Genomic DNA, 24,162 nt, shown 5'->3' with positions numbered 1-24,162 from the left:
ACCGCTTCGCGCGTCATCATGGAGGGCATGACGGACACCCCCGGCAGGCTCCTCGGCCTGCTCTCGCTGCTCCAGACACCGCGCGAATGGCCCGGCAGCGAACTCGCCGACCGGCTCCAGGTCAGCCCGCGGACCATCCGGCGCGACATCGACCGGCTCCGCGAGCTCGGCTACCCCGTCGAGGCCACCCGCGGGCCGGTCGGCGGCTACCGGCTGGTCGCCGGGGCCGCGATGCCGCCGCTGCTGCTCGACGACGAGGAGGCGGTGGCCATCGCCGTCGGCCTGCGGACCGCCGCCGGGCACGCCGTCGAAGGCATCGAGGAGGCCTCCGTCCGGGCCCTCGCCAAGCTGGTGCAGGTACTGCCCGCTCGGCTCCGGCACCGGGTCGCCACCCTCAACGCGGCCACCGTCCCCGTCCTCCCGGGGGACGGCCCGCGGATCGACCCGGAGGACCTGGCCGTCCTCGCCTCCGCCGTCGCCGCGCGCGAACGCCTGCGGTTCGACTACCGCGACCGCGGCGGCGCCGCCACCCGCCGGCAGGTCGAACCGCACCGGCTGGTCTCCTACGGGCGGCGCTGGTACCTGGTCGGCCACGACCTCGACCGCGACGACTGGCGGATCTTCCGCGTCGACCGGCTCGCCGACCCGCAGCGCACCGGGCTCCGCTTCGAGCCGCGCGAGCTGCCCGCGGCGGACGCCGGCGCGTACGTGGCGGGCAAGCTGGCCCGGCACCAGGACACCCACCGCGCGGTCGTCACGCTGCACGCCCCGTACGAGCGCCTCGCCACCCACATGTCCGCCGCGGCGGGCGAGTTGGAACCGATCGACGAGCACAGCTGCCGCCTGCGCACCCGGGCCGACTCGCTGGACTGGCTGGCCGTCCGGCTGGCCACCGTCGGCTGCGACTTCGAGGTGCACGAGCCGCCCGAGCTCCGCGACCACCTGCGCGCGCTCGCCACCCGCATCGAGCGCTCGCTCGGGGCCGCCGGCAACTCCTAGGGGCGGGGGATGTTGCGCAGGTTGGAGCGGGCCAGGTCGATCATCCGGCCCACGCCGCCGGACAGCACGGTGCGGCCGGCCGCCAGGGCGAAGCCCTTGAGCTGGGCGGCGGTGATGTGCGGCGGGATGGAGAGCGCGTTGGGGTCGGTGACCACGTCGACCAGGACCGGGCCCGGCCGGGAGAGCGCGTCGGCCAGCACCTCGCGCAGCCTCACCGGGTCGGTGACCCGCTCGGCGGGCACCCCGCAGGCCCGGGCGATGGCGGCGTAGTCGACGTCGCCGTTGTCGATCTCGGACTCGGGGTAGCCGCTGACCAGCATCTCCAGCTTGATCATGCCGAGCGCGCCGTTGTTGAAGACCACGGTCTTCACCGGCAGCCGGTACTTGGCGACGGTGAGCAGTTCGCCGAGCAGCATGCCGATCCCGCCGTCGCCGGACATCGAGACGACCTGGCGTTCGGGGAAGGCGAGTTGGGCGCCGATCGCGTGCGGGAGGGCGTTGGCCATCGAGCCGTGCAGGAAGGAGCCGATCACCCGGCGGCGGCCGTTGGGGGTGAGGTAGCGGGCCGCCCAGACGTTGCACATGCCGGTGTCGACGGTGAACACGGCGTCGTCGGCGGCGAGCTCGTCGAGGACGGAGGCGACGTACTCGGGATGGATCGGCCGGTGCCCGGCGATGTCGCGGGTGTAGGCGCCGACGACGGTCTCCAGCGCCTTGCAGTGCTTGTCGAGCATCCCGTCGAGGAAGGACCGGTCCTTCTTCTGCTCCAGCCTCGGCAGGACGGCCCGCAGGGTGGCGCCGACGTCGCCGTGGACGGCGAGTTCGAGCGGGGTGCGGCGGCCGAGCCGGGTGGGGTCGTGGTCGATCTGGACGGTGCGGGTGCGCGGCAGGAAGGAGTCGTACGGGAAGTCGGTGCCCAGCAGCAGGACCAGGTCGGCCCCGTGCAGCGCCTCGTGGCAGGCGCCGTAGCCGAGCAGTCCGCTCATCCCGACGTCGTACGGGTTGTCGTACTGGATCCACTCCTTGCCGCGCAGCGAGTGCCCGACGGGGGCGTTGAGCAGCCCGGCGAGCTCCATCACCTCGGCGTGGGCGCCCCGGACGCCGGCGCCGGCGAAGACCGCGACCTTCTCGGCGCCGTTGAGCGCCTCCGCGAGGGCGGTGAGCTGCCCGGCGGGCGGCTGGACGGTGCCGGGTTCGGTGAGGAAGCGGGACTCGCCGGTGGGCCCGGCGGCGGGCAGCGCGGCGACGTCGCCGGGGAAGGCGAGGACGGAGACGCCTCGGGCGCCGAGGGCGTGCTGGACGGCGACCCGGAGCAGCCGGGGCAGCTGGGCGGGGGTGGAGAGCATCTCGCACCAGCTGCTGCAGTCGGTGAACACCCGCTCGGGGTGGGTCTCCTGGAAGAAACCGGTGCCGATCTGCCCGGACGGGATGTGCGAGGCGAGCGCGAGCACCGGGACGCCGCTGCGCTGCGCGTCGTACAGGCCCTGGATCAGGTGGGTGTTGCCCGGCCCGCAGGAGCCGGCGCAGACCGCGAGCCGTCCGGTGAGCTGGGCCTCGGCGGCGGCCGCGAAGGCGCCGGCCTCCTCGTTGCGGACGTGCACCCAGGAGATGCCCTCGGTGCGGCGGATCGCGTCGACCAGCGGGTTGAGGCTGTCGCCCACCACGCCGTACACGCGCTCGACGCCGGCCTGCCGGAGGACTTCGACGATCTGCTCGGCCACGGTCACCATGCCGGCCAGCCTAGGGACACCGGGCCCGCGCGACCGGGAGGCGGCGCCGGGCGGGCCCGTACTGTCCGGAGTTCAGCGCCTCACTCCGCGGGGAGGTGGTCGACGGTGCCGACCTGGACCCCGGCCTGGCCGTGCCGGCGGGCCGGCTCCCGGCCGGGCGGCTGGACGGCCCGCTCGGCCGGGGTCTGCGGCGTCTGGGTGGGCCGGACGACCGGCCGGCCCTTCTCGACCCGCAGCGACTCGCCCTCGTGCAGGATCGGCAGCACCCCGCCGCGCAGCAGCGTGTACGTGGTGGTGGCGTGGGTGATGTCGATCCGCAGCAGGTGCTCGCGCACCGCCATGGAGAACGCGAGGCGCTGCAGCCCGGAGGGGAGCCTGGGCCGGAAGGAGAGGTGCTCGTCGTGGTCGCGCAGGCCGCCGAAGCCGGCCACCAGGGCGATGCAGGCGCCCGCCAGGGAGGCCATGTGCAGGCCGTCGCGGGTGTTGCCGCCGAGGTCGCGCAGGTCCATCAGGGCGGCTTCGGCGGTGTAGTCGTAGGCGAGGTCGAGCTGGCCGACCTCGGCGGCGATCACCGCCTGGGTGCAGGCGGAGAGCGAGGAGTCCCGGACGGTGAGCCGCTCGTAGTAGTTGAAGTTGCGGACCTTCTGCTCCTGCGTGAAGGCGTCGCCGCGCACCTGCATGGCGAGCACCAGGTCGGCCTGCTTGACCACCTGCTTGCGGTACAGGTCGAAGTACGGGTAGTGCAGCAGCAGCGGGTACTTCTCCGGCGGGGTGCCCTCGAAGTCCCACAGCTGGTGGTCGGTGAAGCCGTCGGCCTGCGGGTGGACGCCGAGCTTCTCGTCGTAGGGGATGAACATCTTGTCGGCGGCGTCCCGCCAGGCGGCCGCCTCCTCGGTGTCCACGCCGAGCGCCGCCGCCTCGAACTGGTGCCGGGTGGCGCTCTCCGCGGCGCTGCGCAGGTTGGACTGCGCCATCAGGTTGGTGAACACGTTGTTGTCGGCGACCGCGCTGTACTCGTCCGGCCCGGTGACGCCCTCGATCCGGAACCGGCCGTGCGCGTCGTGGTGGCCGAGCGAGCGCCACATCCGGGCGGTCTCCACCAAAAGCTCCAGGCCGTAGGCCCGTTCGAACTCCAGGTCGCCGGTGGCCCGGATGTAGCGGACCACCGCGGCGGCGATGTCCGCGCCGATGTGGAACGCCGCGGTGCCGGCCGGCCAGTACCCGGAGCACTCCTCGCCGCGGATCGTCCGCCACGGGAACACCGCTCCGGCCAGACCGAGTTGGGCGGCCCGGTCACGGGCCATCGGGAGCGTGGTGTGCCGCCAGCGCAGCGCCTGGTTGACCGCCGCCGGCAGGCAGTAGGTGAGCACCGGCAGGACGAAGGTCTCGGTGTCCCAGAAGCTGTGCCCGTCGTAGCCGGGCCCGGTCAACCCCTTGGCGGGGATGGCCCGTTCCTCGCTGCGGGCACCGGCCTGCAGGACGTGGAAGAGCGCGAAGCGGACCGCCTGCTGCAGCTCGACGTCGCCCTCGATCTCGATGTCGCTGTCCGACCAGAAGCGGCCCAGGTACTCCTTCTGCTCGTCGACCAGCCCGTCCCAGCCGGTGTAGCGGGCGGCGGTCAGCGCGGCCTCCACCTGGTCGCGGACGGCGGGCAGCGAGCGGGTCGCCGACCAGCCGTACGCGATGAACTTCACCAGCCGCAGCCGCTCCCCCGCCTTCAGCACGGTGGTGGCGGTGATCCGGGCCTGGTCCTCGGAGCTCTCGGCGGTGGTGTCCACCCGGCCCGGACCCTCGATGACGTGGTCGATGCCGGCCGCGACCCGCAGCCCGCTGAACCGGGTCCGGTGCACCAGCACCGCCTTGCTGCCGGCCGCGTGCCGCAACTCCGCGGCCAGCGGCGCCTCCAGGACCGCGGCGGCCCGCGGATCGCCGTCGCCGAGCGGCAGCTGCTCGTTGGCGACCAGCTCGGACTGGACCACGATCCGGACCGGACCGTCGACCGCCTCCACCGTGTACTCGACGGCGGCGACCGCCCGCTGGGTGAGCGAGACCATCCGCTGCGAGGTGACCCGGACGGTCCGTCCGGCCGGGGAGGTCCACTCGGCGCTGCGCCGCAGCAGGCCCTCGCGGAAGTCCAGGCTGCGCTGGTGGCCGCGCACCTCGCCGTACCGCAGGTCGAACGGCTCGTCGTCGACCAGCAGCCGGATCAGCTTGCCGTTGGTGACGTTGATGACGCTCTGCCCCGACTCCGGGAAGCCGTAGCCGCTCTCCGCGTACGGCAGCGGGCGCAGCTCGAAGACGCCGTTCAGGTAGGTGCCGGGCAGGCCGTGCGGCTCGCCCTCGTCCAGGTTGCCGCGCAGCCCGATGTGCCCGTTGGACAGGGCGAACACCGATTCGGCGCGGGCCTGCCCGGCCAGGTCGAAGCCGTGCTCGACGACGCCCCAGGGGTCGACCGCGAAGGGGTCGGGGGTGGTCACGGCGCCTCCCCGGGGATCAGGTCGGCCAGGTCGTCGACGACGACGGTGGCGCCGTGCGCGCGCAGCGCGTCCGCCTGGCCGGTGCGGTTCACGCCGACCACGGCGCCGAAGCCGCCGGCCCGGCCGGACTCGACGCCGGCCAGCGCGTCCTCGAAGACCGCGGCGTGCCCGGGCTCCACGCCGAGCTGCCGCGCGGCGGCCAGGTAGGTGTCCGGCGCGGGCTTGCCGGCCAGGCCGTCGCGGCGGGCCGTGAGCCCGTCCACCACCACCTCGAACAGCCCGTCGATGCCCGCGGCGCGCAGCACGTCCTTGCAGTTGGCGCTGGACGACACCACCGCGCGCGGCAGGCCGAGCACCCGCAGCCGGTGCAGGTACTCCACCGAACCCGAGTAGGGCTGCACGCCCTGCTCGCGGATCATGCGCAGCACGGTGTCGTTCTTGGCGCTGCTCAGGCCGTTGACCGTACGGGTGCCCGGCGGGTCCTGCGGGGTGCCCTCGGGCAGGTCGATGCCGCGGGCGGCGAGGAAGGTGCGGGTGCCGTCGAGCCGCGGCCGGCCGTCCACGTAGCGGTCGTAGTCGACGACCGGGTCGAACGGGACGAACTCCTCGCCGTCCCGGGCGGCCTCCGCCCGCAGGAAGGAGTCGAACATGTCCTTCCAGGCGGCCGCGTGCACCTTGGCGGTCTGTGTGAGGACGCCGTCCAGGTCGAACAGGAAGGCGCGGATGTGATCCGGAAGTCCCAGCATGTCTGCAGTCTCACCCGCACGGGGCGTACGAATCGCCATTCCCGGCACGTATGGCGCGTCGTGCGCCCACCGCGGCCGGGAACCGGCGGCGGACGGCCGTCAGGCGGACCGGACGACCGCGAAGGCGGCGCCCTGCGGGTCCCGGACCCGGGCCACCCGGCCCCACGGCGAGTCGGCGGGCGGGAGGAGCACCGAGCCGCCCCGCCTGACCAGGGCGTCCACGGTGGAGTCGGTGTCGTCCACCGCGAAGTAGGTCAGCCAGTGCGAGGGGGTGCCCGCCGGTGACTCCGGGTCCAGCGGGCACAGGCCGCCGACCGTGCGGGCGTTCACCGAGAACTGCCAGTAGTGGTGCGCGCTCCCCATCGGCGGGGTGGCCACGGACAGGGCCGCCTCGTAGAAAGCCCGCGCGACGTCCGGGTCGGTGGTGTGCAACTCGTTCCAGGTGAGCGCCCCGGGCTCGTTGACCACCTGGGCGCCCGGGAACTCCAGCGGCTGCCACAGACCGAACACGGCGCCGGTCGGGTCCAGCGCCACCAGCATCCGGCCGGTGTCGCCGACCTCCAGCACCGGGGTCAGCGAGGTGCCGCCGTTCGCGGTGATCGCGGCGAGCGCGGCGTCGGCGTCCTCGGTGGCCAGGTACGTGGTCCAGACGGCCGGCGGCGGCGGCGCGCCGTCCGGCGCCTCCGCCTGGCCGATGCCCGCGACCGGGCGGCCGTTCAGCGTGCACACCGTGTACCCGCCGAACTCCGCCGGGCCGATCTCGCCCTGCCAGCCGAACACGTCGCGGTAGAAGTCGAGGGCCTCCTGCTGGTTCTTCGCCATCAGGTCGACCCAGCACGGAGTGCCGGGGAGATAGCGCTCGGTCACCTCGGGCATGGCGCCTCCAGGGAGGGACGGGTCAGGGGTCAGTCGACGGGCTGGTGGGCGTGGACCCGGGGGACGAAGTACGGCTGGACCTTGCCGCTCTGGACGTAGTCCTTCAGCCGCACCAGCAGCTCGGCCCAGGTGCCGGCCACCATCGGGACGGTGCGCTCGGTGCCCGGGCGCCAGCCGAGGTGGCGGAAGAGCAGGCGGGTGCGGTGCGGGTCGTCCGGGTGGTCGAACAGGTCCCAGGTGACGGTGGTGTCCAGCCAGTCGGGCGGGAAGGCGCCGACGCTGGTCCAGGCGACCCGGTCCTCGTCGGCGCGGTCCCGGCGCAGCCGGAACGGCTCCGGGGCGTCCGGGAACTCGAACAGGAGATCGTCGCCGTCCCGGGAGACGCCGGTGGTCCACCAGGCGGTCAGGCCGTCGTGGGTGTCCAGGGCCGCCAGCAGGCGGGAGCGGGACGCCGCGATGTCGATCTGCAGGGCGATCTCGGGCATGGGACTCACCTCCGTCCCACGATGACCCACCACCCGACCCACCGCGAACCGGGACGGACCTCGTGGCCGGGCGCATCCACGCGTTCGCGCAGGGTGGCGGGCGCCCGGCCCGGTGGGGCCGCCGACCGGGGCGCTGGGGGGGGAGCGCCCCGTTCGGCGGTTCTCATCCTGGCCGGAGGGGGCCCCGGGGGCACGCCCCTCGGGGACAGCGTGTCAGGTCAGCTGGGCGCCGACCCGGTCGGCGATCAGCGCCAGGTGGTCGAGGTCGTCGAGGTCGAGGATCTGGAGGTAGATCCGGCCGCTGCCGGCCTCGCGGTAGCGGCCGATCTTCTCGACCACCTCGTCGGGGGTGCCGGCCAGACCGTTGGCCTTCAGCTCCTCGACCTCGCGGCCGATCGCGGCGGCCCGGCGGGCGACCTCGGCGTCGTCGCGGCCGACGCAGGCGACCAGGGCGCTGGAGTACACCAGGGAGTCGGCGTCGCGGCCGCGCTCCTCGGCGGCGGCCCGGACCCGGCCGATCTGGGTGCGGGTGGCGTCCAGGGAGGCGAACGGGAGGTTGAACTCGTCGGCGTAGCGGGCGGCCAGGGCGGGCGTGCGGGACGGGCCCATGCCGCCGACGATGACCGGGACGCGGTTCTGGAAGGGCTTGGGCAGGGCGGGCGAGTCGGCCAGCCGGTAGTAGCGGCCGGCGAAGTCGAAGGTGTCGCCGAGCTTGGTCTCCCACAGGCCGGTGACGATGGCCAGCTGCTCCTCCAGCCGGTCGATCCGCCGGTCCGGGAAGGGGATGCCGTAGGCCTTGTGCTCGGCCTCGAACCAGCCGGCGCCGAGGCCGAGTTCGATCCGGCCGCCGCTCATCGCGTCGACCTGGGCGACCTGGATCGCGAGCACCCCGGGGAGGCGGAAGGTGCCGGCGGTCATCAGGGTGCCGAGGCGGATCCGGGAGGTCTCGCGGGCCAGGCCGGCCAGCGTGATCCAGGCGTCGGTGGGGCCGGGCAGGCCGTCCGCGTCACCCATCCGCAGGTAGTGGTCGGAGCGGAAGAAGCCGTCGTAGCCGAGTTGTTCGGCGGTCGTCGCGACCCGCAGCAGGGTGTCGTACGAGGCGCCCTGCTGGGGCTCGGTGAAGATGCGCAGGTCCATGGTGTCCATCATCGGGGGTCGGTCAGACGGTGGCGTGGAAGCGGCTCAACGGCCCTGTGCAGTGGGCGGGTCGGGCCAGTGCGGCGCGTTCGTCGCAGGCGGCGGGCAGGTCGTCCACGGTCCAGCCGTCACCGGGGTGGGGGGCGGCGAGGGTGACCGGGCCGGGCCGGTCGGCGGCGACGGGGAGGCGCCGGGGGGCGGTGCGGGGCAGGTCGGCGGCCTTGCGCAGGGCCTCCTTGCGGGTCCAGGCGCGCAGGAAGGCGCCGGTGCGTTCGCCGCCCGGCAGGCCGGCCAGCCAGGACAGCTCCTCGGGGGCGAGGCAGTGGGCGGCCAGTCCTTCGGTGTCGAGCGGGCGGATCCGCTCCAGGTCGGCGCCGACCGGGTCGCCGACCGCGAGGGCGAGCAGCCAGCTGCCGTCGGCGCGGGCCACGCTGAGGTGGACCGGGGTGCCGTCCGGTCCGGGGGTGGCCCAGCGGGCGGCGCCGGTGCGCTCCAGGGGCAGCGCGGCCGGGTCGGCGTCGAGGTAGCGGGCCAGGATCCGCCGGGTGCCGGCCCAGGCGGCGGCGCACCGGGCCCGGTCGGCGGTGGAGCCGTGGCGCAGGGCCCGCTCCCGCTCGCCGGCCGGGAGCAGGGCCAGGTCCCGCTCCGGTTCGGCGGCGGTGGTGCCGCCGAACCAGACGTGGGTCGCGCCTCGCGGCGGGAGGGTGGGTGCCGGGGTCACGGCCTCGCTCTTCTCGGCTCTGGCGGACAAGGGCTCAGGCTGCCTGCTCGGCGAGCTCGCGGGCCGGCTCGCCGGGGGCGGGGGCGGCCTCGCGGCGGGCGCCGGCCAGGCTGAACAGGGCGCAGCCGACGGCGATCGCGGCGACCACGTACCAGTTGAGCCCGGGGATGCCGGTGGTGTTGGCCAGGTCGTAGAGCGCACCGGCGGCGAGGGTGCCGACCATGTTCCCGAAGCTGCGGAAGAAGTGCATCGAGCCCATCGCGCGGGAGAGGTTCTCGCGCGGCATCTGCTTGGCCACCCACAGGTCGAAGGACGGGGTGAACAGGATGTCGCCGAAGACCACCACGAAGCAGCCGACGATCACCCAGAGCGCGCTGCGTCCGGCGCCGAACAGCAGGTAGGCGGCGGTCATCGCGGCGAAGCCGACGGCCATCACCTGGCCGGGCTGCAGGTGCTTGTTGAGCAGGCGCAGCACCGGGAACTGGAGCAGCAGCAGGGTGATCCCGGTGATCCAGAACGGCATGGAGATCGGCAGGCCCTGGGCGTACTCCTGCATGTGCAGCGGGATGCCGACCAGGAAGCTGATCGACAGCAGCCAGAAGACGCTGGACAGGACGAAGTACCGTCCGCCGCCGCCGAGCCGGATGCCCTTGAGGACGGCCAGGCTGAACAGCGGCGCCCGCCGGGTGTCCTCGGCGGTGGGCGTGGTGTCGGCGGGGATCACGAACACGGCGGCCAGGCAGTACACCGCGAACAGCGCGAAGACGGTGGTGAACAGCACCTTCAGGTCGACGTGCAGGAACAGGCCGCCGGCCAGGGCGCCGCCGATCGCGCCGAGCTGGCAGGACATCTGGAAGGCGGAGAAGGCCTTGGGCCGGTCGGCCTCGGGGAAGGCGGAGAGGATGTTCTTCAGACCGGGGAAGGACATGCCCGAGCCGAAGCCGATCAGGAAGGCCAGCACGCTGTAGAGCGGGACGCCGTCCACGAAGCCCATGCCCCAGAGGGCGAGCGCTTCGAGGGCGACACCGGCGATCACCGAGCCGCGGACGCCGAGCCGCTGGGCCAGCCCCTCGTAGCTGAAGGTGGAGGCGAGCCGGCCGACGTAGGTCAGGAACATCACGAAGCCGGCCCAGAAGCCGCTGTACGCGGTGCCGAGGGTGGAGACCAGCAGCGGGAACCAGATGTAGTTGCCGACGTGGGCGAGCGCGATGCCCAGGTTGATGCCCCAGAGGGTGCGCCTCAGTTGGCTGTTCACAGCACGACCTTTCCTGTCGATGCCGAGTCGCGGAGGGTGCGGATCTCCCGGGCGATCGCGGCGCGGTCGACCGGGGTGCCGGCCACCACGGTGGCGTCCGGGAGGGTGGAGAGCGGGGTGTCGTCGGCGCCGCGGGCGGCGGCGAACAGGTTGTAGGTGGCGGGGGCGCCGACCGAGATCGGGTGGGCGCCGGCCTCGCGCTGCGCGAGGCGGTGGAAGAAGTGCCAGTTGTCGACGGTGGCGGCGTGCCGGATGCCGTGCCGCAGCTCCGGGTCGGCAGACTCCCCGGCGAGCAGGTCGAGTTCGCCGAGCAGGCTGTAGCCGTGGAAGGCACCGGTGTTGCCGCAGTCGGTGCCGACCAGCATCCGGCCGCGGCGCAGGGCGGCGAGGTTGTTCTCGCGCATCACCCGCAGGGCGGCGGTGCGGGTGTCCTGGCACTTGTACTGGATGCCGTAGGGCTCCTCGATCCCGGCGACGAACTCCAGGTTGGCCGGGTCCTGGGTGGCCAGGAAGCCGGGGCGGCCGTACTCGGCCTCGAACTCCGCGCGCTCCATCACCATCGGGCGCAGCCCGCTGAGCGTGGTGACGAAGCGGGCGTCGGCCAGCAGGTCCCAGTCCTCGTCGCTGAGCACGAAGTCCCGTACCGGGTGGGCGAAGAGCCGGAAGCCGATCCGGTACGCCTCCAGCACCTCCTCGCGGGTGTTGCAGTCGAGGACGGCGGGGACGCCCTGCTCGCGGGTGACCCGCTCGGTGTGCTCCAGCACCTTGGGCGAGAGCCGGGAGAACCGGGCCTCCATCTCCGGCTGCTCGGTGCCGTCGGTGAACATCACCTTGAGGAAGGTGCCGCCGCGCGCCCGGTTGGCGTGCAGCACGTCGGCGAGGTCCTCCTCCATGCCGAGCATGAAGACCGGGGAGGGGAACTCCACGCCGTGTCCGGTCAGGCCCATCGCGTCCCGGGTGGCGGTGGCGGCGTAGCCGCAGTGCACCAGTTCCGGGTACGGGTGGGCGGAGGCGGCGGCGCCGGCCTCCCAGCGGGACTTCAGCAGCGGGAAGCCGAACAGGTCGGCGACGTGGGTGACGCCGTGGTAGAGGTACGACAGGGCGCTGATCCGGGGGTCGTCCAGCGAGTCGTCGAAGTTGGCGGGCAGCGCCAGGTGGGCGTGCGCCTCGACGTAGCCGGGCCACAGTTCGGTGATCGGTCCGGGCTGGTCGGCGCGGCGGTCCACGGCCTCGATCCGGGTGAAGACGCCGTCCTCGATGTCCACGTCGTACAGCTGCTCGCGGTCCAGGCTGGGGATGGCGACCCGGCGGAGCACCGAGCGGGCGGTCATCGGGCGACCTTGACCGAGACCTGGACGTCGATGCGGTCCAGCGCGGCCTCGGCGCGGCCGTGCGCCTGGTCGCGGTCGGTGCCGGTGAAGACCAGGTGGCCCAGCCAGTCGAAGTTGCTGGTGGAGAGCTTGGAGACCTGGCGGCCGGCGGCCCGGTAGCTGAGCGCCTCGTGGAAGCCGGGCAGCTCCTCGACGGCCGCGAAGTCGATCGACTCCAGCACGCCCTCGACCGGCGAGCCGAACCAGCGGCCGGTGGCGATCACCTCGCCGGGGAACGGCAGCTCGGGGGTCTCGCCGAGGGCCTGGCGGATCACCTCCAGGTACGGGTCGACGCCGCAGGAGATCTTCATCAGGCCGGGCACGATGCCGCCGACCAGCCGGCCGTTGACCTCGCAGAGCACCGGGCCCTCGGGGGTGAGGAAGTACTCGGTGTGGATGAAGCCGAAGTCGATGCCGAGGCCGGCCAGCACCTTCTCGTTCATGGCGAACAGCTGCTCGCGCAGCGGGTGGTCGGCGAAGTAGGTGGCGCCCATCTCGATGAAGTACGGGAAGCCGCTCAGGGTGCGGTCGGTGATGCCGAGGTTGACCACGGTGCCGTCGGCCAGCACGCAGGCCTCGACCGAGACCAGCTCGCCGGTGACGAACTCCTCGACCAGCAGGTCGGGGATCCGGGTGACGCCCCGGCCGTAGTCGGAGACCTTCGCCAGCTCGGCGAGGTAGGCCTGCAGCTCGTCCTCGTTCGTCAGGTGCAGGACGTGCAGGCTGGCGGTGCCGTCGGAGGGCTTCACCACGCACGGGAAGCCGACCTCGCGGATCGCGGCCTCGATCCCGGCCGGGTCCTCGACGTGCGCGAAGCGCGGCTGGCGGACGCCTTCGGCGCCGCGCAGGGCGAGCCGGGTGCGGTGCTTGTGGCGGGCGTTGAGCGCGCCCTCGACGCTGAGGCCGGGCAGGCCGAGCGCGCGGGCCACGGTGGCGGCGTGCACGGTGTGGTACTCGCTGTAGGTGGTGACGCCGTCCACCGGGTGGGCCGCGTGGATCTCCTTGACCAGCTGCTCCAGCGCGTCGATGGAGAAGGCGTCGGCGCTCTTCACCACCTCGCAGTTGGGGTGCGCGTAGGCGTCGGCGGCCAGCGGGGAGGCGTTCAGGTAGAAGTCGGGGTCGGCGGTGACCAGGGTGACCCGGTGGCCGAGGCGCAGGGCGTTGGCGATGCCGGCGATGCCGTTCGGGTTGCACTCCACCATCACGATGTGCATGGGAAAGTCCTTTCGGGAAGCGGGGGTTCAGAGGGTCGCGGCGAGGACCGCGGGCAGGTCGAGGCCGAGCTGGGCCATCACCTCGTGGTGGTCGCCGCCCTGGGTGGGCCAGGCGTGGCCGGCGTTGACGCCGACCACCTCGCGGCCGGGCAGCAGCAGGGCCAGCGCCTCGGCGGCGCCGCCCTCGGCACGGTGCTCCTCGACCACCACCAGGCGGCCGGTGGTGGTGGCCAACTCCTCGGCGGCCAGGGACAGGTGGGCGTGGTCGAGGTAGACCAGGTGGGCGTGGCCGAGCTCGGGGCGGCGCTCGCGGGCCTCCAGGGCGAGCCGGGTGCCCTCCTCGCCGACCGAGACCAGCACGGTCGCGCCGGGCTCGCCGCGGTGGTCCCAGGTGACCGGTCCGGGCAGCTCGCCGTCGAACGGCAGGCTGTCGTAGACAGCGTTGCGGCCGGTGCGGATGTAGTGCGGGCGGCCGGAGGCGGCCGCGGCCCGGACCACCGCCCGGGTCTCCGCCTCGCCGTAGGGCGCGGCGATGGTGACGCCGGGGATCGAGCGGAGCACCGCCAGGTCCTCCAGGCAGTGGTGGGTGGTGCCGAACCAGGCGCCGGAGACGCCCGCGTACGGTGCCACCACGGTGACCCCGGCGTTCAGGTAGCCGAGGGTGAGCTTGAGGCTCTCGGCGGCGCGCAGCGCGGCGAACGGCGCGAAGGTGGAGACGAAGGGCTTGTACCCGGCGGAGGCCAGGCCGGTGGCCATGTCGACCATGGCGCCCTCGGCGATGCCGAGGTTGAAGAAGCGCTCCGGGTGGGCGGCCTGGAAGGGGTGGCCCTTGCCGCCCAGGTCGGCCTCCAGGCAGAGCAGCGCGGGGTCCTCGGCGGCGAGGTGGGCCAGTTCGTGGCGGTAGGCGTCGCGGCCGGAGAGGGTCGAGGCGGTCATCGGATCAGTCGCTTCCACTTGGCGGCGCGCGCGGCGTCGATGGTCACGTAGTGCGAGCCGGCCTTTCCCTCCACCGCGGGGACGCCCTTGCCCTTGACGGTGTCGGCGATCACCGCGAGCGGCCGCTCGGCGCCGGTGCGGTCGGCGCCGAACACCTCGCCGAGCCGGGCCAGGTCGTGCCCGTCCACCTCGACGGTGTCGAAGCCGAAGGCGGCGAAGCGCGCGGCCAGGTCGGGCAGCGGGGAGATGTCGGCCACCATGCCGTCGTTCTGGCCGCCGTTGCGGTCCACCACCAGGACGAAGTTGCCGAGCCGCTGGGCGGCGGCGACCTGGCAGGTCTCCCAGACCAGGCCCTCCTGCAGCTCGCCGTCGCCGGCCACCGCGATGCCCAGGCCCGGCAGTCCGCCGAGTCGGCGGGCCATCGCCCAGCCGGCGGCGTACGGGACGCCGTGGCCGAGGCTGCCGGTCGGGAAGCGCACGCCGGGCACCTTGGGCCCGGGGTGGCCGGTGTACGGGTGGCCGAGCTGCCCGTACAGCGGCGCCGGGTTCTCGGGGAGGATGCCGGAGACGTGCAGGGCGGCGTACAGGCCGGCCGCGGCGTGGCCCTTGCTGAGCACCACCTCGGTGCCGTCGCCGAGCGAGGCCCGGTGCAGGGCGGCGATCAGGACGTCCAGCACCGAGAGGCTGCCGCCGAGGTGGCAGCCGCGCGGGCTCGCGGCCATGTCGACGACCAGCCGGCGGGCCTCGGCGGCCCGGGCGGCGAGGTCGACGGGGGTGTCGACGGCGACGGTCATCGGGCACCGCCCTCGAACCAGCGGCGGACGGCGTCGGCGAGGACGGTGCGGGCGAGCCGGTGGTCCTCGGCGGTGAGGTGCTCGACGTCGGTGTGGTCGAGCGCGGAGTCGCCCGGACCGTAGGCGACCATCGGCACGTCGCGCCAGGTGGTGGCGAGGGTGTTCATGTCCGAGGTGCCCTTCTTCACGACGTAGGTGGGACGGATGTCGGCCTGTCCGAAGGCCCGGGTGAAGGCCTTGACCAGCGGGGTGGTGCGCGGGCCGGCGTGGCCGGGGGTGGCGCGCAGCACCTCGACGGCGACGCCCTCGCGGACGTGGCCCAGGGCGGCGTCCTTCAGCGCCGCCAGGTCGGCGAGCGGCGGGACGCGGAAGTTGAGGACGCCGACCGCGCGGTGGCTGGCCGGGCCGGTCTCGCAGCGGATGTCGATCACGGCGCTGAGCGCGTCCGAGGCCTCCTTCTCCACCGAGCCGCGGATGTCCTCCAGGACTCGGATCAGGGCGTCCGGCGCGGAGACCGCGTCCATCCCGGCGGAGTGGCCGCTGGCCACCTCGGCGGTGACCCGCAGCTTGAACAGGCCGAAGTAGCCGAGGGTCAGCTTCCGGGCGCCGCTGGGCTCGCCGATCACCACGGCGTCGGCCGGGTAGTGGTCGCGGGCGTGGAAGGCGCCCTTGGAGGAGGAGATCTCTTCCTCGACCGCGCCGACCACCCGCAGCTGCCCGTCCTCGGGGACCTCCGCCTCGGCCAGCACCTGGAGGAAGTTCACCAGGCTGCCCTTGGCGTCGACGCTGCCGCGGCCGTGCAGTTCGCCGCCGCGCCACTCGACCGGCCAGCGGTGCGGGACGGTGTCCAGGTGGCCGAGCAGCAGCAGCCGGCGGATGCCGTCGCCGCGGGTGGCGACCAGGTTGCCGGCCTCGTCGATCCGGGCCTCGATGCCGTGCTCGGCGCACCACTGGACCAGGTACGCGGCGAGCTCGCGCTCGTCGCCGGAGACCGAGGGGACGCCGACCGCGCGGCCGAGCAGGGTGAGGTCCGGCTCGGGCGCGGGGGTGCGCCAGAAGCGGGTCCAGCCGCTCGGGTCGGCCATCGTGTGCGGGCCGGTGATGGCCACGTCCGCCGCGCCGTCCAGGGCGAGTTCGGCGGCACGGACCTTCTGCCGCATCCGGCCGCCGGCGTACTGTCCGGCCTCGCCCGGGTGGGCGTGGCGCAGCGTGGACGCCGGGTCCTTCGGGTCGGTGAGCAGCCCGGCGGTGCCGGTGACCAGGCGCAGGTGGTCGGCGTCCAGGGCGTTGGAGAGGGCGGCGGCGAGCACGTCGGCGTCCACGTTGAGCGGGGCGCCGCCGGCCTCGTCGCGGACCGGCGGGGAGAGGCAGACCACGTCGTAGGCGTCCAGCAGGGCGTTCAGCCGGACGGTGTCCACCTCGGTCGGCACGCCGGCCCGGTGGTCGCGGACCACGGTGGCCTTCCCGCTCGCGCCGACCGCCTTCAGCGGCCGGTTGGCCCGGCCGGCGACCAGGCCGCCGCGGGCGGCGACCGCCGTGAAGACGCTCACCCCCAGCTCCCGCAGGCCCTGCTCGACGCCCGGCAGGGTGACCCGCTCGTACGCGTCGACCAGGTGGGCCATCTCCTCGGGCGGGCAGTAGCGGACCGCGTCGCCGTTGGCCAGGCGCAGCTCCGGCATGGCGCGGCCGATCGCGGCGTAGTGCCGCTCGATGCCGACCGCGCCGCCGGCGACCAGCAGCACCCGGGCGCCGCGGCCGACCAGCTCGGCGAGCTCGGCGTGGATGTCGCCCCGGTCGAGGGTGGCGCTGCCGACCTTGACCACGTAGAGCGGCTTCACGGCGACACCGCCGTCCGCGGCAGTCCGGCGGCCTCGTCGAAGCCGCTGATCAGGTTCATCGCCTGGATGGCCTGCCCGGCCGCGCCCTTGATCAGGTTGTCCAGCGCGGCGACGGCGACGCACTGCTCGCCCTTGACCGCGACCGCCACCTCGGCGACGTTGGAGCCGTTGACCGCCTTGAGCATCGGGAAGTCCTGCGGCGCCTTGGGCGCCGGGCGGACCCGGACGAAGGGCTTGCCGACGTACGCCTTGGCGTAGGCCCGCTTGACGTCCAGGGCGGCGGTGCCGGGCCTGAGCCGGCTGTAGGCGGTGACCATGATGCCGCGCGGGACGTCCAGGCTGTGGGTGGAGAACCGCAGTTCGGGCGCGGTGCCGGTGAACTCGGCGATCGCCTGGCGGATCTCCGGGGTGTGCCGGTGCCCGTGCAGCTTGTGCACCCGGAAGTTGCCGGAGCGCTCGGCGGGCTGCTCGCTGGAGCCGCGGCCGCCGCCGCTGGAGCCGGTCTTGGCGTCGACCACGACCTGCGGCTCGACCAGCTGCTCGGCGAACAGCGGGTAGAGCGCGTAGATGGTCGCCACCGCCATGCAGCCCGGCAGGTTGATGAACCGGCCCTCCGGCACACCCTGCGACAACTCGGGTACGTAGTAGGCGAATTCCTCCTCGGACGGGGTGGCGGCGGTGCGCGGGTAGAACTCCTGCACCTCCTGCGGGTCGCGCAGCCGGAAGTCGCCGGCCAGGTTGAGCACCCGCTTGGCGCGCTCGGCGAGCAGCGGCAGCTTGCCGGGCAGGGTGCCGGTCGGCAGGCAGCCGAAGGCCACGTCGACCTCCTCCAGCTCCGCCAGCGGGCGGAACTTGAGGCCGGCCGCGCCCGGGTGGTTGCGCAGCCAGGGATGGACCGCTCCGATCGGGGTGCCGGCGCTGCGCTCGGCCGAGAGGAAGGCGAGTTCGACGTCCGGGTGGTCCAGCAGCAGCCGGATCACCTCGCCGCCCGTGTAGCCGCTGGCCCCCGCGACCGCGACTCGGATCTTGTCAGCCAAGGCGGGCCGCCTTCTCGTACGGCCGGCGGTATTCGCCGCCCTCGACCAGCTTGCGGATGGCGTCCGGCCGGCGGGCCACCTTGGCGAAGGCGTCCGCGTAGCGCAGCGCGCGCTCGTACTCGACCGGGGCGCGCAGCTCGCGGCAGAGCACCAGGGTGGAGTCGAGCATGCCCTGGGTGACCGGGAAGTCGTCCGGGGTGTGGTGGCGCACGGCCTCCGGGTTGAGGGTGAACGGGTAGCCGTTGCCGAAGCCGGCGCGGTGCTGGAAGGGCAGGTGGCAGGGGATCGGCGTGTTCTGCCACTCGCGGGCCGGGACGCCCTCGGCGACCAGCAGCTCGTGCACCGCCTCCTTGACCGCCCAGACCGGCAGGTCGTCCAGGCCGATCGCCTCGGGGGTCAGGGTGATCCGGTACATGTTGTAGGCGTGGGTGTGGCCCTCGGGCACGTACGGCTTGTGGAACAGCCCGGTGCCCTCCAGGGCGTCGCCGATCAGCGCGGCGTTGCGGGCGCGGATCTCGTCGTAGTAGGGCAGCCGCTTGAGCTGGCTGGCGCCGAACGCGCCGGCCACCCAGGACATCCCGTAGTCGATGCCGTGCCGCTCCAGGTAGTCGGCGGCCCGCTGGTGGGCCTCGGCGGTGGCGAAGAAGGCGATGCCGCCCTCGCCGCCGAGCGGGAAGTTCTTGTCGGCCATCAGGCTCTGCCCGGCGGCGTCGCCGAAGGAGCCGGCCACCTGCTCGCCGATCTTCGCCGAGTGGGCGTGCGAGGCGTCCTCGACCAGGGCGATGCCGTGCCGGTCGGCGAGGGCGCGGAGCGCCGGGACGTCGGCGGGCAGGCCGTGCACGTGGACCGGCATGATGGCCCGGGTGCGCGGGGTGATCTTCGCGGCGGCGGCCTCGGGGTCCATGCAGTAGGTGCGCGGGTCGATGTCGACGAAGACCGGTATCGCGTGGGCGGCGACCACGGCCTGCGCGGTGGCGATGAAGGTGAAGGCCGGGACGAGCACCTCGTCGCCGGGCTGCACGCCCGCACCGACCAGGGCCAGGTGCAGGCTGGAGGTGCCGCTGGCGGTGGGCAGCGCGTACTCGGCGCCGACGTAGCGGCGGTAGGCCTCGGTGAAGTCGGCGACCACCTTGGCCGGGCTGGTCCGCTGGGCCAGCATCAGGTTGAACACGTCCTCCTTGGTGATGACCGGGAAGAGCGTGCGCCGCAGGTCCTTGGGGATGATCGCGTCGCCGCCGAACGCGGCCAGTTCGGCGGCGAGTTCGTCGGCGTTCGGCAGGGGCAGGGGACGTGAGGGGAAGTCGGTGATCACGTGGTGGCTCCGGAAGTGGTGAGGGGCCGGGCGGCCTGGCCGAGCGCCATCCGGACGCAGGCGGCGACCAGCGGGCTGAGCCGGTAGTTGAACTGGACGCCGGGCACCAGCTCGGCGGCGTCCTCCTGCTGGGTCCACATGGTGCGCAGGTCGTAGGCGCCGAAGATCTTCAGCCGCTCGGCGCGGGCCCAGATCTCCGGGTCGTCGGTGAGGACCGCGGCGGCCGGGCCGAAGCCCAGGCCGGTCAGGTCGACCACCAGCGCCGGCGCGGTGACCCCGGCCGCCAACTCGCCGAGGCGGTCGGCGTTCTCGGCGTCCAGCGTGATCTTCTCGAAGGCCACCGGGCCGCCGTCGGCGCGCTCCTCGCGCACCTCGACGCCCAGCCAGGCCAGGAAGCGGCGGTCCGGCTCGCTGAGGACCGGCGCGCTGATCGCGTCGCCGTGGCCGATGCCCTGGCCGGCCAGCGCCGCGTGCACCGCGCCGCTGCGGCTGTTCAGCAGGACGGCCTTGGAGCGGCCGGTCTGCTTGGTCAACAGGCGTTCCAGACCGGGCAGTTCCCGGTCGCTCTTCTCGATGCTCATGACCACGCCCGAGGTCAGTACCCGGGTCAGCACGGTGGCCGTGTCGAACAGTTCCATGGTTCGTCGCAATCCGTCTCGTCTCACGCGGCCGCAGCGTCAAGGCTGCGCCCGTACGTCTCGGCCACATGCGCGGCGAGCAGGCCCGCCACGTTCACGCCGTGCAGGGCGGAGGAGCGCGCGAACTCCGGGTTGGCGTTCACCTCCAGGACCAGCAGCTCGCCGGTGGATCGGTCCTCCACCAGGTCGACCCCGTAGAAGCCGTCGCCGAGCGCGTCCACCACCTGGGCGCAGCGCTTCTCGATCTCGTCGGTGATCTCCACCCGCTTCACCTCGGCGCCGAGGTGGGTGTTGGTGCGGAAGTCGTCCGAGACCCGCTGGATCGCCACCACCGGGGTCCGGCCGACCACCACCACCCGCAGGTCGTGGCCCGGCTTGTCGATGTACTGCTGCACCAGGACGGGGAAGAGCTTGCCGCCGGCGTCCGCGGACTCCCGGCCGCCGACCCACGCGTCCACGCAGGCCTCGTCGGCCATCCGGGTCACCCCGCGGCCCCAGGAGCCGCTGACCGGCTTGATCACCGCCGGCCAGCCCAGCTCCTCGACCGCCGATCGCACCTGGGCGTAGCTGTACGCGTGCCGGGAGAGCGGGTGCGGGACTCCGTGCCGGGCGAAGACCAGGGCCTGCAGGCCCTTGTCGTTGCAGGTCTCGATGGTGGCGGCGCGGTTCAGGGTCTCCACCCCGACGTACTCCAGCCGCCTGGCGACTCCGATCGCCTCACGATGGGAGAGGTTCCTGATCAGGGCGAGGCCGGGCGGGGCCGAGTGCCCCGCCACCACCTCCGCCAGGTCCTCCAGCAGTACCGGCCGGACCGGCAGCCCCTCGGCGCGCAGCGCCTGCAGGAGCAGCTTCTCGTCCGGACGGAGCATGGTGACCGAGAGCAGGACCTCGGGTTCCGAGGAGGTCACTCGCCCCAGTCCTCCTCGACCTCGGGGGCCAGCTCGACCCGGACGGCGGCGTCGGTCTTCTCGACCACCTCGTGCTCCTGCCCGCAGGCGCCGCACTCGGCGATCTCGCCCTTCTCCCAGTCGTCCTGCACCTCGAACTCGGTGTCGCAGACGAGGCACTTCGGCGTCTCGATGGCCGTGGTCATGTGCGTACGTTTCCTTTCAGTGTGTTCACGATCAATGTCTGACGGTCCGTCAGATCTTGAAGGGCACGGATGCCGTGCCGCAATGGACCGAACATGACATAGCGAGGGTGGTGCCGTGGCCCGGAATCCCCAGGTGGGGAATCGTGTAGACCCGCCGCCAGGACTACATCGGCGGCATCGGCCAGATGATGTCGTCGCCCAGGGCGGCGGCGGAAACCGGCGAGTACGCAGCGAAATCGAGCTTCATGACGGATCCCCTCCTTGTCGGCCGCCGCTGGAAAACCCCGGCGGTTTCTCTCTGGAACAACCGTGCCCGACCGGTCGAACCGAGCGCCACTCCTGCCCGGTGATGACAAACAGCAAGTGACAACCACTCACCAGCGAAGGGCGTGCCGATGCACACCAGCCCACCCACCGCCGCCGACCCAGCGGTGCCGGTGGACGCCGACGAGGACACCCCGCGGCTCGGCGAACTCCACACCGCGCTCTACCGCCGCGCCCTGGAACACGGCTGGCTCGACCCCGTGAAGGCCGCGATGCGGCTCGGCGTCCGGCTCGCCGAGGTCGAGGCCGCCGTCCGCGACCTGGCCCGGCTGCACCTGCTGCGCCGCGACGCCGGCAGCGGCGCCTGCGGCACCGACGACCACCCGGCGGGCTGGATCCCGTGCAGCCCCAACGCGGCCGCCGCGCACCTGACCGGCTCGATCGAGGCCGAGATCCGCCGCCGGCACCGCGAGGCCGAGCGGCTGCGCAGCCACGTGATGGCGCTCAACCCGGTCTTCGAGGACTCCTGGCAGGGCAGCTCCCAGCAGAACCCGATCGTCCACCTGACCCTGCCGGACACCGTCCGCTCCTCGCTGGAGCAGCTGTCCGCCGGCGCCCGCCAGGAGGTCGCCGCCGCGCACCCGCTGCTGCCACCGCCCGAAGCGCTGACCGAGGGGCTGGCCCGCACCACCGAGGTCCTCGGCCGGGGCGTCGCGATGCGCACCCTGTACCCGCACTCGGTGCTGGCCCACCGCTACATGCAGCAGCACCTCGGGCGGATGACCGCGCTCGGCGCGGAGATCCGCACCGCCGGCCACATCCCCGACCGGATCCTCTTCTTCGACCGGGAGAGCGCCGTCATCGCCGACAGCGCCGCCGGCTCCGGGACCGGCGCGGTCGTCATCCGCGACCCCGCCCTGCTCGGACACCTGTACCGGGCCTGGGAGAGCACCTGGGACGCCGCGCTGCCGTTCAGCTCGGCGCCCGGCGGCACCGGGTACGGCTCCGCCAAGGACGAGCTGCGCCGCTCGGTGCTGCGCCTGCTGGAGTCCGGCCTGAAGGACGAGGTGGCCGCCCGCCGGCTGTCCATGTCCACCAGCACCTACCGGCGGCACGTCACCGAGCTGATGAACGACCTCGGCGCGGACAGCCGCTTCCAGGCCGGCAGCCTCGCCCGGCGCAACGGCTGGTTCGACAGCTGACCGGGCGGGCGGAGGTCAGCCGCGCTGCGCCTTGCGCTCCTCGGCACGGCGGACCAGGTCGAAGCAGAGCACCCCGGCGGCGCTGGAGACGTTCAGCGACTCCACCCCGCCGGCCATCGGGATGTGCAGCGAGCGGTCCACCCACTCCTCGGCGGCCGCCGACACGCCCTCGGTCTCGTTTCCCAGCACGAACGCCGACTTCGCCGGGAACTGCTCGCCGTACAGCGAGGTGCGGGCCTCGCCGGACAGGCCGTAGATCCGGTACCCGGCGTGGTGCAGCGCCTCCAGCGCCTCCGTCGCGGTGCGGCAGCGCAGGATCGGCGCGTGGAACGCCACCCCCGCCGAGGCCTTGATCACCAGCGGGTCGATCGACGGCGACCCCACCCGGGGCAGCACCACGCCGGTCATCCCGGCGGCGGTCGCCGTGCGCAGGATCATGCCCACGTTGGACGGGTTGTTGACGCCGTCCAGCACCAGGATGCCGCGCCCGCGCACCTTGGCGTTCCGGGTGCGCTCCAGGAACTCCTCCAGCGGCGCCATCCGGGGCGCCACCACGTCCGCGATGATCCCCTGGTCGTGCTTGCCGTTGCCGGCCAGCACCTTCACCCGGTGCGCCGACGCCTCCCGGACCGGCACCCCGCGCCGGTCCGCCAGCCGCAGGATCCGGTCCAGGTTGTCGCCGCGCGCGTTGTCCGCGACCACCAGCTTGTCCACCTGCAACGCGGAGTCCTGCAGCACCTCCAGCACGGGCATCCGCCCGTACACGGTGATGAAGGTGTCCTTCGGGGAGCGCTGGGCCGGCTGTGCCCCGCCCCGCCGGTCGTCGCGGTAGTCGTCGGTCATGCCCCCGATTCTCCCCTACGCGGCCGCCCCGCCGGTCCGGGCCGGCCCCGGAGCCGGGCGAGGGCGTCGCGGGCGCGGGCGCCGGCCGCGGTGCGCGGCACCATCAGCCGGACGTTGGGGCCGATCCGCTGCCTGCGGCGGACCGTCGGCCGGTGCTCGGCGAGGTACCGGGCGAACGCGGCCCGGTGGTCGCCCCGGTGGGCGGCCAGCGCGCCGGCCAGCCGGTCCGCGCCGACCAGGGCCAGTTCGGCCCCCGCGCCGGAGGCGGGCGAGGCGCACCAGGCGGCGTCGCCGACCAGCACGACCCGGCCGGCCGACCAGTCCGGCAGCGCGACCTGGCTCAGCGCGTCGAAGTAGAACTCCGGGTCGGCCAGTGCCCCTTCGAGCAGCTCCGGGACGCGCCAGGAGGTGTCGCCGCCGAACGCCTCGCGCAGCAGCAGCCGCTGCCGGTCGGTGTCGCGGTGGTCGAGGTCGAGCGGGGCGGAGCGGAACATGAAGTACGCCTTGGCCTGCTCGTGGGTGCCCGAGCGGTAGAGGCCGGCGACCTTGCCCGGGCTGTTGTGCAGGGTGACGCAGCGGTCCTCGCCGAGCGCGGCGTCGGCGTCCGCGAAGGCGAAGTAGTGGCCCTTGAAGCGCAGGTACCGCTGCTCCGGCCCGAAGGCCAGCCGGCGGACGGCGGAGTGCAGGCCGTCGGCGCCGGCCACCAGGTCGAAGCGGCGGGGCGCGGCCCGCGCGAACTCGACGTCCACGCCCCCGGGGTCCTGCCGCAGGGCGGTCACCGTGTCGTCGAAGAGGAACTCGACGTCGGCCCGCGCGCGCAGCAGGGCGACCAGGTCGCCGCGCATCACCTCGACGGAGTCGGAGGCGCGGAGGTCGAACCGGGCGGTGGTGCGGTCGTGGTCGTCGACGAACCGCAGGCCGCGGACGTCGGCGGCGGCCGCCTCGACGGCGGGCCGGATCCCGACCCGCCCGACCACGTCCAGCGCCCGGCCGCGGACGTCGACGCCGTTGCCGCCGGGCCGTACCGCGGGGGCCCGCTCGACCACGGTGGGCCGGAAGCCGTTGCGGGCGAGGAAGTGGGCCAGGGTCAGTCCGGCGATGCTCGCGCCGGAGACGAGGACGCGCTCGTTCACAGGAGTCCCTCCACCGGGGGATAATTGGAACCGAGGTTCCATATGAGTATGTGGAAGGAGCG

22 protein-coding genes are annotated in these 24,162 nt (G+C 73.7%); 2 read left to right on the top strand and 20 right to left on the bottom strand.

What is annotated here, in order from left to right; all coding sequences use genetic code 11:
- Window positions 1-27: 27 nt before the first annotated feature.
- The gene (locus tag ABEB06_RS21045; protein ID WP_345698422.1) at window positions 28-999 is read left to right on the top strand and encodes a helix-turn-helix transcriptional regulator; all 972 of its coding nucleotides are present in this window, start codon (window positions 28-30) and stop codon (window positions 997-999) included.
- Here the strand turns inward: ABEB06_RS21045 and ABEB06_RS21040 are convergent.
- The 18 genes from ABEB06_RS21040 to ABEB06_RS20955 form a co-directional block, all read right to left on the bottom strand.
- Window positions 996-2,729: a pyruvate dehydrogenase gene (locus tag ABEB06_RS21040; RefSeq protein WP_345698421.1), complete on the bottom strand. Its 1,734-nt coding sequence runs from the start codon at window positions 2,727-2,729 to the stop codon at window positions 996-998. The two genes, ABEB06_RS21045 and ABEB06_RS21040, sit on opposite strands and share 4 nt — an antisense overlap.
- A gap of 80 nt (window positions 2,730-2,809) precedes the next feature.
- Window positions 2,810-5,206 carry a glycoside hydrolase family 65 protein gene (locus tag ABEB06_RS21035; protein WP_345698420.1) on the bottom strand — a complete coding sequence of 799 codons (2,397 nt, stop codon included), beginning with the start codon at window positions 5,204-5,206 and terminating at the stop codon, window positions 2,810-2,812.
- Window positions 5,203-5,952, bottom strand: coding sequence for an HAD family hydrolase (locus tag ABEB06_RS21030; protein ID WP_345698419.1), 750 nt, complete (start codon window positions 5,950-5,952; stop codon window positions 5,203-5,205). Before ABEB06_RS21030 ends, ABEB06_RS21035 begins: the two co-directional genes overlap by 4 nt.
- 99 nt (window positions 5,953-6,051) lie before the next feature.
- On the bottom strand, window positions 6,052-6,828 hold the full coding sequence (locus ABEB06_RS21025; RefSeq protein ID WP_345698418.1) for a VOC family protein: 777 nt from the start codon (window positions 6,826-6,828) through the stop codon (window positions 6,052-6,054).
- Window positions 6,829-6,857: 29 nt separating this feature from the next.
- Entirely contained in the window at window positions 6,858-7,313 is a 456-nt protein-coding gene (locus ABEB06_RS21020; protein ID WP_345698417.1) for an SRPBCC family protein, read from the bottom strand.
- 213 nt (window positions 7,314-7,526) lie between these two features.
- Complete coding sequence (locus ABEB06_RS21015; protein WP_345698416.1) at window positions 7,527-8,450, bottom strand: LLM class F420-dependent oxidoreductase; 924 nt, start codon at window positions 8,448-8,450, stop codon at window positions 7,527-7,529.
- A 22-nt stretch (window positions 8,451-8,472) separates the two neighbouring features.
- Window positions 8,473-9,201: a 4'-phosphopantetheinyl transferase family protein gene (locus ABEB06_RS21010; RefSeq protein WP_345698415.1), complete on the bottom strand. Its 729-nt coding sequence runs from the start codon at window positions 9,199-9,201 to the stop codon at window positions 8,473-8,475.
- Window positions 9,202-9,205: 4 nt separating this feature from the next.
- Window positions 9,206-10,426, bottom strand: coding sequence for an MFS transporter (locus ABEB06_RS21005; protein ID WP_345698414.1), 1,221 nt, complete (start codon window positions 10,424-10,426; stop codon window positions 9,206-9,208).
- Entirely contained in the window at window positions 10,423-11,757 is a 1,335-nt protein-coding gene (locus tag ABEB06_RS21000) for a hydrolase (protein WP_345698413.1), read from the bottom strand. The genes ABEB06_RS21005 and ABEB06_RS21000 overlap by 4 nt, the downstream gene beginning before the upstream one ends.
- Entirely contained in the window at window positions 11,754-13,010 is a 1,257-nt protein-coding gene (locus tag ABEB06_RS20995) for an ATP-grasp domain-containing protein (RefSeq protein WP_345698412.1), read from the bottom strand. The genes ABEB06_RS21000 and ABEB06_RS20995 overlap by 4 nt, the downstream gene beginning before the upstream one ends.
- Before the next feature lie 27 nt (window positions 13,011-13,037).
- Entirely contained in the window at window positions 13,038-13,946 is a 909-nt protein-coding gene (locus ABEB06_RS20990) for a transketolase family protein (RefSeq protein WP_345698411.1), read from the bottom strand.
- Complete coding sequence (locus tag ABEB06_RS20985; protein WP_345698410.1) at window positions 13,943-14,740, bottom strand: thiamine pyrophosphate-dependent enzyme; 798 nt, start codon at window positions 14,738-14,740, stop codon at window positions 13,943-13,945. The genes ABEB06_RS20990 and ABEB06_RS20985 overlap by 4 nt, the downstream gene beginning before the upstream one ends.
- Window positions 14,737-16,578 (bottom strand): M20/M25/M40 family metallo-hydrolase, encoded by a 1,842-nt coding sequence (locus ABEB06_RS20980; protein WP_345698409.1) that lies wholly within the window; start codon window positions 16,576-16,578, stop codon window positions 14,737-14,739. Before ABEB06_RS20980 ends, ABEB06_RS20985 begins: the two co-directional genes overlap by 4 nt.
- Window positions 16,575-17,615: an N-acetyl-gamma-glutamyl-phosphate reductase gene (argC, locus tag ABEB06_RS20975; RefSeq protein ID WP_345698408.1), complete on the bottom strand. Its 1,041-nt coding sequence runs from the start codon at window positions 17,613-17,615 to the stop codon at window positions 16,575-16,577. The genes ABEB06_RS20980 and argC overlap by 4 nt, the downstream gene beginning before the upstream one ends.
- Window positions 17,608-18,927 carry a DegT/DnrJ/EryC1/StrS aminotransferase family protein gene (locus tag ABEB06_RS20970; protein WP_345698407.1) on the bottom strand — a complete coding sequence of 440 codons (1,320 nt, stop codon included), beginning with the start codon at window positions 18,925-18,927 and terminating at the stop codon, window positions 17,608-17,610. Before ABEB06_RS20970 ends, argC begins: the two co-directional genes overlap by 8 nt.
- Entirely contained in the window at window positions 18,924-19,565 is a 642-nt protein-coding gene (locus ABEB06_RS20965; RefSeq protein ID WP_345698406.1) for a PLP-dependent aminotransferase family protein, read from the bottom strand. The genes ABEB06_RS20970 and ABEB06_RS20965 overlap by 4 nt, the downstream gene beginning before the upstream one ends.
- A 23-nt stretch (window positions 19,566-19,588) precedes the next feature.
- Complete coding sequence (locus tag ABEB06_RS20960) at window positions 19,589-20,473, bottom strand: RimK family alpha-L-glutamate ligase (RefSeq protein WP_345698405.1); 885 nt, start codon at window positions 20,471-20,473, stop codon at window positions 19,589-19,591.
- Window positions 20,470-20,658, bottom strand: a complete 189-nt coding sequence (locus ABEB06_RS20955; RefSeq protein ID WP_345698404.1) for a lysine biosynthesis protein LysW — start codon at window positions 20,656-20,658, stop codon at window positions 20,470-20,472. Before ABEB06_RS20955 ends, ABEB06_RS20960 begins: the two co-directional genes overlap by 4 nt.
- Before the next feature lie 395 nt (window positions 20,659-21,053).
- On the opposite strand from ABEB06_RS20955, the gene ABEB06_RS20950 reads away from it, so the two are divergent.
- Entirely contained in the window at window positions 21,054-22,124 is a 1,071-nt protein-coding gene (locus tag ABEB06_RS20950) for a helix-turn-helix transcriptional regulator (protein WP_345698403.1), read from the top strand.
- A 15-nt stretch (window positions 22,125-22,139) separates the two neighbouring features.
- Here ABEB06_RS20950 and ABEB06_RS20945 read toward each other — a convergent pair whose 3' ends face one another.
- Together ABEB06_RS20945 and ABEB06_RS20940 are read right to left on the bottom strand one after the other, a co-directional pair.
- Entirely contained in the window at window positions 22,140-22,967 is an 828-nt protein-coding gene (locus tag ABEB06_RS20945; protein ID WP_345698402.1) for a TrmH family RNA methyltransferase, read from the bottom strand.
- Complete coding sequence (locus tag ABEB06_RS20940) at window positions 22,964-24,100, bottom strand: FAD-dependent monooxygenase (RefSeq protein WP_345698401.1); 1,137 nt, start codon at window positions 24,098-24,100, stop codon at window positions 22,964-22,966. The genes ABEB06_RS20945 and ABEB06_RS20940 overlap by 4 nt, the downstream gene beginning before the upstream one ends.
- Between the last annotated feature and the right edge of the window lie 62 nt (window positions 24,101-24,162).

Origin of the sequence: Kitasatospora terrestris, assembly GCF_039542905.1 — a bacterium.
Taxonomy (GTDB): domain Bacteria; phylum Actinomycetota; class Actinomycetes; order Streptomycetales; family Streptomycetaceae; genus Kitasatospora; species Kitasatospora terrestris.
The sequence above is the reverse complement of the archived record's forward strand: the minus strand, read 5'-3'. Positions and strand labels throughout refer to the sequence as shown.